The sequence below is a fragment of the Nocardiopsis alba DSM 43377 genome, assembly GCF_000341225.1.
Lineage (GTDB): Bacteria > Actinomycetota > Actinomycetes > Streptosporangiales > Streptosporangiaceae > Nocardiopsis > Nocardiopsis alba.
Window position 1 is genome coordinate 209,342 of the sequence record NZ_ANAC01000013.1, and the last position, 15,260, is coordinate 224,601.

Consider the following 15,260-nt stretch of genomic DNA (forward strand, 5'->3'; position numbering starts at 1 on the left):
TAACTGGTGCCCGTCGAACAGAGGTTCGATAGTCCGGCCGCCACGTGCGGTCGAGACCGGCGAGGCCGGGTCGGGGAGGGGAAGCCCCGGCCCGGCCTCGCCGTGTTCTCGGGGGTTCCGACACGACGAGAGCCGGACACGACCGGGTGCGGTCGTGTCCGGCTCCTCTGTCTCGTGTCGTCGGTGGCCCGGGGTCAGAAGGCGTCGACGGCGCGGCGCGCCTCGGGGTCGAGCACGCCCCAGTTGATGAGCTCCTCGGTGAGGTCGCCCGGCGACTTGTCGTAGATGACCGCGAGTGAGCGCAGGTCCTCCTGACGGATGGAGAGCACCCGCCCGTTGTAGTCACCGCGCTGGCTCTGGATGGTGGCCACGTAGCGGGAGAGGGGTCCGGCCTTCTCCTGCGGGAGCTGCTGCATGCGCTCCAGATCGATGACCAGCTTGGGTGTCGGACCCAGAGGGGTCGGAGCGGCGCCGCCGGGCAGCAGCTCCGACATCGGCACCCCGTAGAAGTCGGCCAGCTCGGCCAGCTTCTGCACGGTGACGGCGCGGTCGCCACGCTCGTACGAGCCCACCACGACGGCCTTCCAGCGTCCGTGGGACTTCTCCTCCACCCCGTGCAGGGACAGGCCCTGCTGGGTGCGGATGGCACGCAGTCGCGCGCCGAGGGACTTCGCGTATTCGGATGGCATCTTCTTGTCGCTCCCGGCCGTGACGGTGGCTGGCGTGGTGGGGGAGACGTCCGCTCGTACTCGGCGGGCCGCCTGGGCGGTCCAGCGGATGGTCACGGGGTGCAACCCCACCCGGTATTGGTTACAGACAGTGACGGTAGAGGGGTGCCGGTGTCCAGGTCAAGCCGTTGGGGTGAAACGCGACTAATCAGTGGCCAAACCGTGCGTAGGTGAGACGTCTCTCATTTCATGACCGGTCGGGACGAGTGAGGCGCGTTCGAGGGGTGGAAAGCCCGCTCCTACAGGGAATTTCGTGTTTCCCACCAATGGGGTGCGTATCCGGAGTGTCACGATACGGGTGCTCTTAGTCGGGCAATCCTCAAGGGCTTATGTGACAAGCATCACACTGTGATTCTCAAGGCGTGGGGAGTGCCCGAAGAGGGAACCGTCGGCGCTGGTAGCGTGGGCCCGATCGACATCCTTTAACGACCTGTTCAGTGAGGCAGGGAAGGGGTCACCGCTTTGCATGCGCGAAAACAGACGAAGGACGACAACGGAACCGCCGTTTCCGCGTCCTCGCCCGAGGCGCCCGAAGGCACCCGGGCCGTCCTCGACGGCAACGAGATCAACCGGGCACTGACCCGCATCGCCCATGAGGTCCTCGAACGGACCAAGGGCGGACAGGACGTCACCCTCCTGGGCATCCCCTCGCGAGGAGCACCCCTCGCCCGACGCCTGGCACGACGGATCGAACGCGTCGAAGAACTCGACGTCCCCACCGGATCCCTCGACATCACCATGTACCGCGACGACCTGCGGATGGCACCCGCGCGCGCTCTCGGCAGGACCGAGATCCCCGCGGGCGGACTCGACGACCGCGTCGTCGTCCTGGTCGACGACGTGCTCTTTTCCGGCCGCACAGTGCGCGCCGCCCTGGACGCCCTCGGCGACCTCGGTCGCCCCCGGGCCGTCCAGCTGGCCGTACTCGTCGACCGAGGCCACCGCGAGCTGCCGATCCGCGCCGACTACGTGGGCAAGAACCTGCCCACCTCCCTGAGGGAGAGCGTCACCGTCCAACTCGAGGAGACCGACGGTCACGACGCGGTCCTGCTCGGCCCGGCCCGCGCCTCCTCCACCGGAACCCTCAGGGCGGGGTCGCGCTCGCTCCCCGAGACCACGGAAGGGGACGCCTGATGCGCCACCTGCTCTCCGCCGGCGACCTCGACCGCGACGAGGCCACGCTCATCCTGGACACCGCAGCCGAACTCGCCCAGGTCGGCGATCGCGCGGTCAAGAAGCTCCCGACCCTGCGCGGGCGCACCGTCGTCAACCTCTTCTACGAGGACTCCACCCGGACCCGCACGTCCTTCGAACTGGCGGCCAAGCGTCTGTCGGCCGACGTCATCAACTTCTCGGCCAAGGGTTCCAGCGTCTCCAAGGGCGAGAGCCTGAAGGACACCGCCCTTACGCTCCAGGCGATGGGCGCCGACGGAGTCGTCATCCGACACAGCGCCTCCGGCGCCGCCCACCGGTTGGCCGGCTGGGTCGACGGATCGGTCCTCAACGCCGGCGACGGAACCCACGAACACCCGACCCAGGCCCTGCTGGACGCCTTCACCATGCGTTCCCGACTGGGGCGCCTGGAAGGGCTGCGCGTGGCCGTGGTCGGCGACATCCTGCACAGCAGGGTCGCCCGGTCCAACGTGCTGCTGCTCACCACTCTGGGAGCGCACGTGACCCTGGTGGCCCCGCCCACGCTGCTGCCGGTCTCGGTCGGCACCTGGCCCTGCGAGGTCTCCTACGACCTCGACGAGGTGCTGCCCAAGACCGACGTGGTCATGATGCTGCGGGTCCAGGCCGAGCGCATGCGCGACTCCTTCTTCCCCTCCGTGCGCGAGTACAGCCGCAACTACGGGCTCGACGGGGAACGGCTGGAGCGGATGCCCTCCGACGCCATCGTCATGCACCCCGGCCCGATGGTCCGCGGAATGGAGATCTCGGCCGAGGTCGCCGACTCTCCCCGCTGCACCGTCACCGAGCAGGTCGCCAACGGTGTCAGCCTGCGCATGGCCGTCCTCTACCTGCTGCTCGGCGGCTCCTGACGGCGCCCCGCCTCGGGGAAGGTCCTCGTCCCGGCCCGAACACGGGTGACGGGACGGACACGAGGGACGCGCCGAGGACCCCGGTGAGGGGAACGGCCCCCGCGATCCCGCCCCGGAGCGCCGACCGCCGCACAGCACACGAACTTCACGAACACGAGAAAGCCGACATCTCCATGCCCGAAAACCATGGACCGTACCTGATCCGAGGCGCCCGCCCGTTCGGCGGCGACCCCGTCGACCTGCTCCTGGACGAGGGGCGCGTCGCCGCGATCGGTCCCGACCTGGAGGCCCCCGAGGGCACCGAGGTCGTGGACGCCACCGGTCTGATCGCCCTCCCCGGCCTGGTGGACCTGCACACCCACCTGCGCGAGCCCGGCCGAGAGGACGCCGAGACCGTCCTCTCCGGCTCCCGCGCCGCCGCCATGGGCGGCTACACCGCCGTGCACGCCATGGCCAACACCGACCCCGTCGCCGACACCGCCGGCGTGGTCGAACAGGTCTGGCACCTGGGCCGCGAGGCCGGCTACTGCGACGTGCGCCCGGTCGGCGCCGTCACCGTCGGCCTGAAGGGCGAACGACTCTCCGAGATCGGGGCCATGGCCGACTCCGCCGCCGGCGTCCGGGTCTTCTCCGACGACGGCATCTGCGTCTCCGACGCCCTGCTCATGCGCCGGGCCCTGGAGTACGTCAAGGCCTTCGACGGGGTCATCGCCCAGCACGCGCAGGAGCCCCGCCTGACCGAGGGCGCCCAGATGAACGAGGGCTGCGTCTCCGACCGTCTCGGTCTGCCCGGCTGGCCCGCGGTCGCCGAGGAGGCGATCATCGCCCGCGACTGCCTCCTCGCCCAGCACGTCGGCTCCCGACTGCACGTGTGCCACGTCTCCACCAAGGGGTCGGTGGACATCATCCGCTGGGCCAAGGAGCGCGGCTGCGACGTCACCGCCGAGGTCACGCCCCACCACCTGATCCTCACCGAGGACCTGGTGGAGAGCTACGACCCGGTCTACAAGGTCAACCCGCCGCTGCGCACCGCCGAGGACGTCCAGGCGCTGCGCGAGGGGCTGGCCGACGGCACGATCGACATCGTCGCCACCGACCACGCGCCGCACCCGGTGGAGGCCAAGGAGACCGAGTGGTCCACCGCCGCGATGGGCATGGTCGGGCTGGAGACCGCGCTCGGGGTCGTCCACAAGACCATGGTCGAGACCGGTCTGCTCACCTGGGAACAGGTCGCCGACCGCATGTCCGCCGCGCCCGCCCGGATCGGCCGGGTCTCCGACCACGGCCGCGGGCTCGCCGTCGGTGAACCCGCCAACGTCGTCCTGTACGACCCGGCCGCCCCCGTCGAGGTCGACGGGGCCGCCCTGGTCGGCAAGAGCGGAAACACCCCCTTCCGGGGCATGAGCCTGCCCGGCCGGATCATCGCCACGTTCCTGCGCGGCGCGCCGACCGTCCTGGAAGGGAAGATCAAGTGAGTATCGAAGCCCAGGTCAGCCCTGGCACCGTAGAGGGGGAGAACGTGTCCGAGGAGATCGGCGGGCCGGCGATTCTGGTGCTCGAGGACGGACGTGTGTTCCACGGCCGCTCCTTCGGCGCCACCGGCGAGACCTTCGGCGAGGCCGTCTTCAACACCGGGATGACCGGCTACCAGGAGACCCTCACCGACCCCTCCTACCACCGCCAGATCGTGGCGATGACCGCGCCGCACATCGGCAACACCGGGGTCAACGACGACGACCCCGAGTCGGGACGCATCTGGGTCGCGGGCTACGTCGTGCGCGAGCCGGCCAGGGTCCCCTCCAGCTGGCGCGCGCAGCGCACCCTCGATGAGGAACTGCGCCGCCAGAACGTGGTCGGGATCGCCCTCAAGGGCACCCGTGCCCTCACCCGCCACCTCCGTGACCGCGGGGCCATGCGCGCCGCGATCAGCACGGTCGAGACCGACCCCCGGGCGCTGCTCGCGCGGATCCTGGAGCAGCCCCGCATGGCCGGCTCCGACCTGGCCGCCGAGGTCAGCACCGACGCCTCCTACGAGGTCCTGCCGCCCGAGGGCGTCGAGACCCGTTTCCACGTCGCCGCCGTCGACCTGGGGATCAAGGCCATGACCCCCCAGCGTCTGGCCGAACGCGGATGCCGCGTCACCGTGCTGCCCGCCTCCGCCACGGCCGAGGACATCCTCGCGCTGGACCCGGACGGCGTCTTCTTCAGCAACGGCCCCGGCGACCCGGCCACCGCCGACGGCCCGGTCGAGGCCATGCGCGGTGTCCTGGACGCCGGCAGACCGCTCTTCGGCATCTGCTTCGGCAACCAGATCCTGGGGCGCTCCCTGGGGCTGGGGACCTACAAGCTGCCCTTCGGACACCGAGGGGTCAACCAGCCGGTCATCGACACCCGCACCAAGAAGGTCGCGATCACCAGCCAGAACCACGGCTTCGCGGTGGACGCGCCCCTCGACACCCCGTTCGACACCCCCTACGGCCGGGCCGAGGTCAGCCACATCGGCCTCAACGACCAGGTCGTCGAGGGCCTGCGGCTGCTGGACCGTCCCGTGTTCAGCGTCCAGTTCCACCCGGAGGCCGCCGCGGGTCCCCACGACGCCGCCGAGCTCTTCGACGAGTTCGTCGACCTGATGTCCGCCCAGCCCGCTCCGGCTGCCAAGTAGTAAGAGGTACAGAGCATGCCGCGCCGTAGTGACCTTTCATCCGTCCTCGTGATCGGCTCCGGCCCGATCGTGATCGGGCAGGCGGCCGAGTTCGACTACTCGGGAACCCAGGCCTGTCGCGTCCTCAAGGCCGAGGGCCTTCGGGTCATCCTGGTCAACTCCAACCCGGCCACGATCATGACGGACCCGGAGATCGCCGACGCCACCTACGTCGAGCCGATCACCCCCGAGATGATCGAGAAGATCATCGCCAAGGAGCGTCCCGACGCCCTCCTGCCGACCCTGGGCGGGCAGACCGCGCTCAACGCCGCCGTCGACCTGCACGAGGCCGGAATCCTGGCCAAGTACGACGTCGAGCTCATCGGCGCCAACATCGACGCCATCCAGTCCGGCGAGGACCGCGAGAGCTTCAAGGGCATCGTCGAGCGCATCGGCGGCGAGTCCGCCCGCTCGCGCATCTGCCACACGCTCCAGGAGTGCCTGGACGCCGCCGAGGAACTGGGCTACCCGGTCGTGGTCCGCCCCTCCTTCACCATGGGCGGCGCCGGATCCGGCTTCGCCCACGACGAGGCCGAGCTGCGCCGTATCGCCGGTCAGGGCCTCGCGCTCTCCCCGACCACCGAGGTGCTCTTGGAGGAGTCCATCCTCGGCTGGAAGGAGTACGAGCTGGAGCTGATGCGCGACACCAACGACAACGTGGTGGTCGTCTGCTCCATCGAGAACCTCGACCCCATGGGCGTGCACACCGGTGACTCCATCACCGTCGCCCCGGCCATGACCCTCACCGACCGCGAGTACCAGAAGCTCCGCGACATCGGTATCGCGGTCATCCGCGAGGTCGGCGTGGACACCGGCGGCTGCAACATCCAGTTCGCCGTCCACCCCGCCACCGGTCGGATCATCGTCATCGAGATGAACCCCCGCGTGTCCCGCTCCTCGGCCCTGGCCTCCAAGGCCACCGGCTTCCCGATCGCCAAGATCGCGGCCAAGCTCGCCGTCGGCTACACGCTGGACGAGATCCCCAACGACATCACCCGGGAGACCCCGGCCAGCTTCGAGCCCACGCTCGACTACGTGGTCGTCAAGGTGCCCCGCTTCGCCTTCGAGAAGTTCCCCGGCGCCGACGGCGGTCTCACCACCACCATGAAGTCGGTCGGCGAGGCGATGGCCATCGGCCGTTCCTTCCCCGAGGCCCTTCAGAAGGCCATGCGTTCCCTGGAGAAGGCCGGCGTCGGTCTGACCTGGGCGGGCGAGCCCGGCGACAAGGAGGAGCTGCTGCGTTCGGCGGCCCGTCCCACCGAGCACCGTCTGCGCCAGGTGCAGCAGGCCCTGCGCGCCGGCGCCACCGTCGAGGAGATCCACGAGTCCACGAAGATCGACCCGTGGTTCCTGGACCAGATGCTCCGTCTGGAGGAGATGGCCCGCGTCCTGGCCGCGGCCGGCAAGCTCGACGAGGAGCTGCTGCGCGAGGCCAAGGGGCTGGGCTTCTCCGACGTCCAGATCGGTGAGATCACCGGCAAGCACGAGGACGTCGTCCGCGAGCTCCGGCACGCTCTGGGCGTCCACCCCGTCTACCTGACGGTGGACACCTGCGCCGCCGAGTTCGAGGCCCGCACCCCGTACCTGTACTCCAGCTACGACGAGGAGACCGAGGTACCCACCGGGGACCGGCCCAAGATCATCATCCTGGGCTCGGGCCCCAACCGCATCGGTCAGGGCGTGGAGTTCGACTACTCCTGCGTCCACGCCTCCTTCGCGCTCTCCGACGCCGGGTTCGAGACCGTCATGGTCAACTGCAACCCCGAGACGGTCTCCACCGACTACGACACCAGCGACCGGCTCTACTTCGAGCCGCTCACCCTGGAGGACGTCCTGGAGGTCGTGCGCGCGGAGCAGGCCACCGGACAGGTCGCCGGCGTCATCGTCCAGCTCGGCGGTCAGACCCCGCTGGGCCTGGCCCGCCGCCTCCAGGAGGCCGGTGTCCCGATCATCGGCACCAGCCCCGAGGCCATCGACCTGGCCGAGGACCGCGGCGAGTTCGGCAAGGTCCTGGCCGACGCCGGACTGCCCGCGCCCAAGTACGGCACCGCCTACTCCTTCGAGCAGGCCAAGGCCGCCGCGGACGAGATCGGCTACCCCGTCATGGTCCGCCCCTCCTACGTGCTGGGCGGCCGCGGCATGGAGATCGTCTACAGCGAGGCGATGCTCGCCGACTACATCGAGCGCAACGCCGAGGTCAGCCCGGAGCACCCGGTCCTGATCGACCGTTTCCTGGACGACGCCATCGAGATCGACGTCGACGCGCTCTACGACGGCCACGACCTGTACCTGGGCGGGGTCATGGAGCACATCGAGGAGGCCGGGATCCACTCCGGCGACTCGGCGTGCACCCTGCCCTCCATCACCCTGGGCCGGGAGGACATCGAGCGGATCCGCTACTCCACCGAGGCGATCGCCCGAGGCACCGGGGTGCGCGGCCTCATCAACGTCCAGTACGCGCTCGCCTCGGGTGTCCTGAACGTCCTCGAGGCCAACCCGCGCGCCTCCCGCACGGTGCCGTTCGTCTCCAAGGCCACGGCGGTCCCGCTGGCCAAGGCGGCCGCCCGCGTCATGGCCGGGAGCACCATCGCCGAGCTGCGCGCCGAGGGCATGCTGCCCGCCCAGGGCGACGGCGGCGACCTGCCCGCCGACGCTCCGGTGTCGGTGAAGGAGGCCGTGCTGCCCTTCAACCGGTTCATCGACAAGCACGGTGAGGGCGTCGACACCATCCTCGGCCCGGAGATGCGCTCTACCGGCGAGGTCATGGGTCTGGACACCGAGTTCGGTCCGGCCTACGCCAAGTCCCAGCTCGCGGTCAACGGGACCGTGCCCACGCAGGGCCGGATCTTCGTATCGGTCGCCAACCGGGACAAGCGCTCGATGATCTTCCCGGTCAAGCGCCTGGCCGACCTGGGCTTCGAGATCCTCGCGACCGAGGGGACCGCGGTGGTCCTGCGCCGCAACGGCGTTCAGGCCACCGTGGTGCGCAAGCACAGCGCGGGCACCGGCCCCGACGGCGAGCCCACCATCGTGCAGCTCATCCACGACGGAGCCGTCGACCTGATCGTCAACACCCCGTTCGGCAGCGCCGGCCAGGCCGGCCCGCGTCTGGACGGGTACGAGATCAGGACCGCGGCCATCGTGCGCGGCGTTCCCAGCGTCACCACGGTGCAGGGTCTGGCCGCCGCCGTCCAGGCGATCGAGGCCCGCGTGCGCGGTGACATCGGGGTGCGTTCCCTTCAGGAACACGCCCAAGCGCTCACGGCGGAACGTCAGGGCTCCTAGGCTGTAGCCGGTCCGGGTGTCGTGGGAGAATCCCGCGACACCCGGACCACGAGGCGATGAGTCTAGAGAGGCTGCCACGAGACATGAGCGACAACGGACCGGTGCAGATCAGGTGCCCCGTGCTGAACGTGCGCAGGGTGGACGCCTACTACGCCATCACCGTCGTCGCGCCGGGGATAGCCGAACGGTTCCGGTCCGGGCAGTTCGTATCGGTGGGGGTGGGCGGCGACCACTCCAGCACGCTGCTGCGCCGCCCCTTCGCCGTCCACGACGTCAAGCCCGACTACGGCGGCACCGTCGAGTTCCTGTTCTCGGTGCGCGGTACCGGGACCGCATGGCTGGCCGAGCGCAGATCGCGGGACCTGCTGGACGTGGTCGGACCGCTGGGACGTCCCTTCCCCCTGCCCAGGGACCCGGTCAACTGTGTCCTGGTGGGCGGTGGATCGGGGAGCGCCCCGCTGTTCCCCCTGGCCCAGTCGCTGCGTCGACGGGGCTGCCGTGTGGACTTCGTCCTGGGAGCGGCCTCCTCCGACCGTGTGTTCAGCGCGATCACCGCGCGCCGGATCGCCGAGACGGCCACCTTCACCACCGACGACGGTTCCTTCGGGACCAAGGGGCGGGTCACCGACGTCCTGGGACGGGTGATCGAGGAGGCCCGCTCCGACGCGGTGTACGCCTGCGGACCCATGCCGATGCTGCGCTCGGTCACCCAGGTGGCCGGCGACCACGGCGTCCCCGTCCAGGTCGCGGTGGAGGAGACCATGGCCTGCGGTATCGGGATCTGCATGACCTGCGTGATCCCGGTGGTGGGGGAGGACGGCATCACGCGGATGGTGCGCTCCTGCGTCGACGGCCCGGTCTTCCGGGGCGAACAGGTGCGCTTCGACGACGTGGGCACGATCCCCTTCGACGCCTTGGGCGCGCCCGGTTGGAAGGGGTCGAGCGCGGCCCGGGCGGCGGAGTCGACCCGGGACATCGCCTGACGAGGACGGTTCTCCCATGACAGGGCCGGCGACCTCGGTCACCGGCCGTAGAAGGCCACGAGCGAGCGAAGGCACGTGAACGCAGACCTCAGGACCAGACTGGGATCCCTGACGCTTCCCAACCCGGTGGTGACCGCCGCCGGATGCGCGGGGTCGGGACGTGAGCTGGCGCAGTTCTTCGATGTGGCGGAGATCGGTGCCGTCACCACCAAATCGGTCATGTTGGAGCCGCGGGCGGGGCGACCGTCGCCGCGGATGGCCGAGACCCCGAGCGGGATGCTCAGCACCATCGGGATGCAGGGCCCGGGGGTGGACGTCTTCCTCCAACGGGACCTGCCATGGCTGCTCTCCCGCGGGGGGAGGGCGATCGTGTCCATCGCCGGATCGGGGGTCGCCGAGTTCGGAGAGCTGGCCCGGCGGATCTCGGAGGCCGACGGGGTGGACGCCATCGAGGTCAACCTCTCCTGCCCGGATCCGGCCGACCCCTCCGGGCGGCACTTCGCCGACGACCCGGCCCAGGCCGCGGCGGTGGTCCAGACGGTGCGCTCGCACGCGCGTTCGGGGCTTCCGGTCCTGGCCAAGCTCGCCGCCGACGTCCCCGACGTGGTGAAGTTGGCCGAGGCCTGCATCGGGGCCAGGGCCGACGGGTTGACCATGATCAACACCCTTCGGGGGATGAGCGTGGACACCCGCACGCTGCGCCCGGCCGTGACCGGGGGGATGGGCGGGCTCTCCGGCCCGGCGATCCGCCCGCTGGCGGTGGGGTGCGTCTACCGCGTCCACGAGGCCTTCCCCGAGGTGCCGATCGTGGGCGTGGGCGGCGTGCGGACCGGTACCGACGTCCTGGAGTTCATGGCGGCCGGGGCCAGCGCGGTCGCGGTGGGCACGATGAACTTCTCCGACCCCTCGGCGTGCGCGCGGATCCTGCGCGAGTTCACCGAGGTGCTGGAGGCGCGGGACGTGACCCGGGTCGCGGACCTGGTGGGCATCGCCCACAGGACGGGTATGTGAACCTCGGGCGCTTCGGGGCGTCCTGACCGGCCTGAACGGCGCTGAGGTGGCTCTGTGTGGCCGAACGGACGCTCCCGGCTTTCGGGGGTGGGTCCACGGAGTGAGACCGGCTACGGCCGTCTGGGCGGCCGTTACGTGGAAGTGACGTGGATCGGGCGCATGAAGCGCCCGATCCTGGGAACCGCACACCTTGATGGTGTGCACATGACAGTGGATGTGCATTCGTAAGCACGTTCGGCCGAACGGCGGCGAGTGCAGGACCCCGGATCCTCCGGGCACACGATTGGAGAGATCGACATGACCGCGCCTTCCGCGCCCATCGCCGTCGCGATCGACGCCGACGACATCGAGACGGCGGCGACCTGGGCCTCCGCGGTCGCGCCGCACGTGAGCACCGTGAAGGTGGGGCTGGAGCTGTACCTGCGCTACGGCCCCGAGGTGATCAGCGCCGTGCGCGGGGCCAATCGGGTCGGTGTCTTCCTCGACCTCAAGCTGCACGACATCCCGGCGACCGTCGCCGGAGCGGCGCGCAGCGTCGCGGGGTTGCGTCCTTCGATCCTGACCGTCCACGCGAGCGGGGGAGCGGACATGGTCCGGGCCGCGGTCGAGGCGGCCCCGGACACCGAGATCGCCGCCGTGACCGTGCTGACCTCGATGAACGAGACGGACCTGGAGCAGGTGGGGCTGCTGGGGCCCGCGCGGGACGCGGTGCGCCGCCTGGCCGCGCTCGCGGTGGGGGCCGGCGCCCGCGCGCTGGTGTGCTCGCCTCAGGAGGTGGGGCTCGTCCGTTCGGAGGTGGGCCCCGACATCAGGCTGATCACCCCGGGCGTGCGTCCGGTCGGGGCTGACCGGGGCGATCAGTCCCGGGTGGCGACCCCGGAGGAGGCGATCGAGGCGGGGGCGGACCTTCTGGTCATCGGCCGGCCGATCACCCGGGCGGCCGATCCCGGGGCGGCGGCGGCCTCCATCGCCGCGGCGGTGCGTCGGGTCGGCGCCCGGGGTTGAGGGGTTCGCGGTGGCGGGGAGGGACCGGTCGAGAATCCAGGTCGTCACATTGGTTCGCAGCCGTCCCATCACGCACGGTTGTGGGTCACAGACGGTAAGGAAATAGGCGTGTCCAAAACCAGGAAATCGTCGCGAAGAGTGACCCGGGTCACCCCTGGGTGACCTGCGCTGGTGGCACGGTTTCCCAGCTCGGCAATCGGGACCTAAGTCCTGATTTTCGTCTCTGACCGCAATGGCCTGGTGACGGTGAGTAGTTCCTTCGATGAAATAGCCCTTGAAAGGGCACTTTACGTTGCCTAACAGGGGTCAGACCTACTAACTTGCGCAGGCGTCCGCCCTCTACAAACGAGTAGAAAACCGAGGTGACCCGGCGTGGCCCTTCCTCCCCTCACACCCGAGCAGCGCAGCGCGGCTCTCGAAAAGGCCGCCAAGGCCAGAAAAGAGCGCGCTGAGGTCAAGAACAAGCTGAAGAACGGTGGCATCTCGCTGTCCGAGGTGCTCGCCGACAGCCTCAAGGACGAGGTCATCGGCAAGATGAAGGTTTCGGCTCTGCTGGAATCCCTTCCCGGTGTCGGCAAGGTTCGCGCCAAGCAGATCATGGAGCGGCTCAACATCGCTGAGTCGCGCCGTGTCCGGGGCCTGGGTACCAACCAGCGTGCCGCCCTGGAGAGCGAGTTCGGCGACCTCACCAAGTAACGACCGAGTACGGTCGAGACACCGGACGGCGTGTCCCCCATAGACGCGTGACGGTCCCCCGCTCCCCGCGGGGGACCCGACGGTGAGGCATGTAACCCCGCGGCCGCGGTCGGCGGAACGGGTGGGCCCCAGGTCACACCCCGTCCGTCGCACCGCGGCCCGGTGGTATAAAGGGATCTTCCCGCGACCGTACGCGACACGCCCGCGGCGTGCGCGTGAGCCGTCCCCGCGGCGAGGCGCCGGATCACGAGGTGGGTTCCGGTGGCCGGCGATCGGCCGGTGGCCCGCCGCGCGGCGCAGACGCCGAATGGAAACCTGAGACTCACATGCCTGCGCAGAACGCGGACCAGTCCCGTCCCGTCGCCAAACGATTGACCGTCCTGTCCGGCCCCTCCGGGGTCGGCAAGAGCACGGTCGTCGCCCACCTGCGCGAGGTCGACCCCGACGTGTGGCTTTCGGTGTCGGTGACCACCCGCGCCCCCCGCCCCGGCGAGCGGGAGGGTGTTCAATACCACTTCGTCACCGACGAGGAGTTCGACCGTCTGATCGAACAGGGTGAACTCCTGGAGTGGGCCTGCTTCGCGGGCAACCGCTACGGCACTCCCCGCGGCCCCGTCCAGGAACGCCTGGACTCCGGGGTCCCCGTCCTGTTGGAGATCGAACTCCAGGGCGCCCGCCAGGTCCGGGAGTCCATGTCCGACGCTCTGCACGTCTTCCTCGCCCCGCCCTCCTGGGAGGAGCTGGTCCGCAGGCTCACCGGCCGGGGCACCGAGTCCGACGAGGTCATCCAGCGCAGACTGGAGGCGGCCAAGGTCGAGCTGGCCGCGGAGAAGGAATTCGACACGACCCTGGTCAATACGTCCGTACAGGAAGTGTGCGACGAGCTGCTAGCGTTGATGACCGCGCCCAAGGTGTGATAGCGGCCAGACCGGAACCGACCCTCCGGTCGCCCTCCGCCGGGCCCGACATCCGTCCCATCCGATCCACGTCACGGCTTCACGACGAGCCGGAGACCGTCCCTGGGGGTAACGAAGTGGCTGGTACCGAGCCCGTCGCCGAAGGCATCACCAACCCGCCGATCGACGACCTGCTGGAGTGCGTCGACAGCAAGTACAGTCTGGTCACCATGGCCTCCAAGCGGGCCCGACAGATCAACGCCTACTACGCCCAGCTGGGCGAGGGCCTGCTGGAGTACGTCGGCCCGCTGGTCGAGACCCAGGTCCAGGAGAAGTCCCTGTCCATCGCCCTGCGCGAGGTCAAGGCCGGCCTTCTCACGGCCGAGCCCTACGAGGGCAACTGAGCCTTCCCCGTCCCCGAGGGGGCGGACCGACCGCGCCCGTCGCACCCCCGCAGAGGGAGTGCGGCGGGCGCGGCCTGGTAGAACACTGGGTGTGAGTGACACAGAATCCCTTCCCCAGGTGGTCCTCGGCGTCGGCGGGGGCATCGCCGCCTACAAGGTGTGCGAGCTGCTGCGCCGACTGACCGAGTCCGGTCACGGTGTCCAGGTCGTACCGACCGACGCCGCCCTGCGCTTCGTCGGCGAGCCCACCTGGGCGGCCCTGTCCGGCCGCCCCGTCGAGACCGGGGTGTGGGACCGGGTCCACGAGGTTCCGCACGTGCGGATCGGCCAGAACGCCGACCTCGTGTTCGTGGCCCCCGCCACCGCCGACATCATGGCCAAGGCCGCGGCCGGGATCGCCGACGACCTGTTGACCAACACCCTTCTCACCGCCCGCTGTCCGGTCGTGTTCGCTCCGGCGATGCACACCGAGATGTGGGAGCACCCCGCCACCCGGGCCAACGTGGAGACGCTGCGCTCGCGTGGGGCCGTCGTCCTGGAACCGGCCGTGGGCCGTCTCACCGGGGCCGACACCGGTCGCGGTCGACTGCCCGACCCCTCCGAACTGTTCGAGGCCGCCCGTCTGGTGCTGCGCCGCGGCGCGGTCGCCCCCGACCTGGCCGGCCGTCGCGTCGTGATCTCCGCCGGAGGCACCCGCGAGGCCATCGATCCCGTACGGTTCATCGGCAACCACTCCTCCGGACGGCAGGGCTACGCCCTGGCGCGTACCGCCGCGGCCCGGGGCGCCGACGTCACCCTGGTGGCGGCCAACGTCGACCTGCCCGATCCGGCGGGCGCGAGGGTGGTCCGTGTCTCCTCGGCGGTCGAACTGTCCGAGGCGATGGCGGCCGAACGCGCGGGCGCCGACGCCGTGGTCATGACCGCCGCCGTCGCGGACTTCCGCCCGGTCACCAGCGCCGCGTCCAAGATCAAGAAGTCCGGTGCGGCCCCGGCCCCCATCGAACTGGTCGAGAACCCCGACATCCTCGCCGGGCTGGTCGTCGACCGGGAACGGGAGAGGCTGGAGCAGACCATCGTGGGGTTCGCCGCCGAGACCGACGACGTGATCGCCAACGGTCGGGCCAAACTGGCCCGCAAGGGCTGTGACCTGCTCGTGGTCAACCAGGTCGGCGGGGGCCGGGCCTTCGGCACCGAGGACAACCAGGCCACGGTCCTGGCCTCGGACGGAGCCGTCGTGGACATTCCCACAGGTCCCAAGGAGGCGTTGGCCGATCGGGTCTGGGATCTGGTGGTCGAACGCCTCCCACGCGGGGCCCGCTGAGGTCGCGAGAACCCTCGGAGCAGTGGGTCTTCGCCGGAATCCGGGAAAAATCCCCCGGTGCCACGCTGGATTCCTACCACCGAGTACGACACACTGCCAACGGGTGTCCGTTCGTGGTCGGCGACGCCGATCACAGGGCGCCCGTCCCCACCGGTCCCATTAGAGTGGACGATAACCAACCGCGTCGG

13 protein-coding genes are annotated in these 15,260 nt (G+C 70.1%); 12 read left to right on the forward strand and 1 reads right to left on the reverse strand.

Annotated features, from left to right (window positions below):
• Positions 1-194: 194 nt before the first annotated feature.
• The gene (bldD, locus tag D451_RS0115640; protein ID WP_013154123.1) at positions 195-689 is read right to left on the reverse strand and encodes a transcriptional regulator BldD; all 495 of its coding nucleotides are present in this window, start codon (positions 687-689) and stop codon (positions 195-197) included.
• A 501-nt stretch (positions 690-1,190) separates the two neighbouring features.
• Between bldD and pyrR the strand changes: the two genes are divergently transcribed.
• The 12 genes from pyrR to coaBC all read left to right on the forward strand — a co-directional run bounded on the left by pyrR (position 1,191) and on the right by coaBC (position 15,072).
• Positions 1,191-1,862 (forward strand): bifunctional pyr operon transcriptional regulator/uracil phosphoribosyltransferase PyrR, encoded by a 672-nt coding sequence (gene pyrR, locus D451_RS0115645; RefSeq protein ID WP_017535130.1) that lies wholly within the window; start codon positions 1,191-1,193, stop codon positions 1,860-1,862.
• On the forward strand, positions 1,862-2,770 hold the full coding sequence (locus D451_RS0115650; RefSeq protein WP_017535131.1) for an aspartate carbamoyltransferase catalytic subunit: 909 nt from the start codon (positions 1,862-1,864) through the stop codon (positions 2,768-2,770). The genes pyrR and D451_RS0115650 overlap by 1 nt, the downstream gene beginning before the upstream one ends.
• Positions 2,771-2,943: 173 nt before the next feature.
• Positions 2,944-4,245 carry a dihydroorotase gene (locus tag D451_RS0115655; RefSeq protein WP_014911684.1) on the forward strand — a complete coding sequence of 434 codons (1,302 nt, stop codon included), beginning with the start codon at positions 2,944-2,946 and terminating at the stop codon, positions 4,243-4,245.
• A 44-nt stretch (positions 4,246-4,289) separates the two neighbouring features.
• Entirely contained in the window at positions 4,290-5,432 is a 1,143-nt protein-coding gene (carA, locus tag D451_RS0115660) for a glutamine-hydrolyzing carbamoyl-phosphate synthase small subunit (RefSeq protein WP_014912569.1), read from the forward strand.
• Positions 5,433-5,447: 15 nt separating this feature from the next.
• A complete protein-coding gene (gene carB, locus D451_RS0115665) occupies positions 5,448-8,756 on the forward strand; it encodes a carbamoyl-phosphate synthase large subunit (protein WP_017535133.1) in 3,309 nt (1,102 codons plus the stop codon).
• 83 nt (positions 8,757-8,839) lie between these two features.
• Positions 8,840-9,739: a dihydroorotate dehydrogenase electron transfer subunit gene (locus tag D451_RS0115670; protein ID WP_017535134.1), complete on the forward strand. Its 900-nt coding sequence runs from the start codon at positions 8,840-8,842 to the stop codon at positions 9,737-9,739.
• Between the two features lie 75 nt (positions 9,740-9,814).
• Positions 9,815-10,750: a dihydroorotate dehydrogenase gene (locus D451_RS0115675; RefSeq protein ID WP_014908621.1), complete on the forward strand. Its 936-nt coding sequence runs from the start codon at positions 9,815-9,817 to the stop codon at positions 10,748-10,750.
• A 297-nt stretch (positions 10,751-11,047) separates the two neighbouring features.
• Positions 11,048-11,755 carry an orotidine-5'-phosphate decarboxylase gene (gene pyrF / locus D451_RS0115680; RefSeq protein ID WP_026125104.1) on the forward strand — a complete coding sequence of 236 codons (708 nt, stop codon included), beginning with the start codon at positions 11,048-11,050 and terminating at the stop codon, positions 11,753-11,755.
• A gap of 372 nt (positions 11,756-12,127) precedes the next feature.
• Positions 12,128-12,451 carry an integration host factor, actinobacterial type gene (gene mihF / locus D451_RS0115685; protein ID WP_014909177.1) on the forward strand — a complete coding sequence of 108 codons (324 nt, stop codon included), beginning with the start codon at positions 12,128-12,130 and terminating at the stop codon, positions 12,449-12,451.
• Between the two features lie 326 nt (positions 12,452-12,777).
• Positions 12,778-13,368, forward strand: a complete 591-nt coding sequence (gene gmk / locus D451_RS0115690) for a guanylate kinase (RefSeq protein WP_017535136.1) — start codon at positions 12,778-12,780, stop codon at positions 13,366-13,368.
• A gap of 116 nt (positions 13,369-13,484) precedes the next feature.
• Entirely contained in the window at positions 13,485-13,751 is a 267-nt protein-coding gene (rpoZ, locus tag D451_RS0115695) for a DNA-directed RNA polymerase subunit omega (protein ID WP_017535137.1), read from the forward strand.
• A gap of 118 nt (positions 13,752-13,869) precedes the next feature.
• Positions 13,870-15,072, forward strand: coding sequence for a bifunctional phosphopantothenoylcysteine decarboxylase/phosphopantothenate--cysteine ligase CoaBC (coaBC, locus tag D451_RS0115700; protein WP_026125105.1), 1,203 nt, complete (start codon positions 13,870-13,872; stop codon positions 15,070-15,072).
• Positions 15,073-15,260: the final 188 nt, after the last annotated feature.

Excerpts from the sequence above, each read along its gene's own strand:
- bldD (WP_013154123.1), bottom strand. The coding sequence starts at position 689 with ATGCCATCCGAATACGCGAAGTCCCTCGGCGCGCGACTGCGTGCCATC.
- D451_RS0115650 (WP_017535131.1), top strand. The coding sequence starts at position 1,862 with ATGCGCCACCTGCTCTCCGCCGGCGACCTCGACCGCGACGAGGCCACG.
- D451_RS0115655 (WP_014911684.1), top strand. The coding sequence starts at position 2,944 with ATGCCCGAAAACCATGGACCGTACCTGATCCGAGGCGCCCGCCCGTTC.
- carB (WP_017535133.1), top strand. The coding sequence starts at position 5,448 with ATGCCGCGCCGTAGTGACCTTTCATCCGTCCTCGTGATCGGCTCCGGC.
- D451_RS0115670 (WP_017535134.1), top strand. The coding sequence starts at position 8,840 with ATGAGCGACAACGGACCGGTGCAGATCAGGTGCCCCGTGCTGAACGTG.
- pyrF (WP_026125104.1), top strand. The coding sequence starts at position 11,048 with ATGACCGCGCCTTCCGCGCCCATCGCCGTCGCGATCGACGCCGACGAC.
- gmk (WP_017535136.1), top strand. The coding sequence starts at position 12,778 with ATGCCTGCGCAGAACGCGGACCAGTCCCGTCCCGTCGCCAAACGATTG.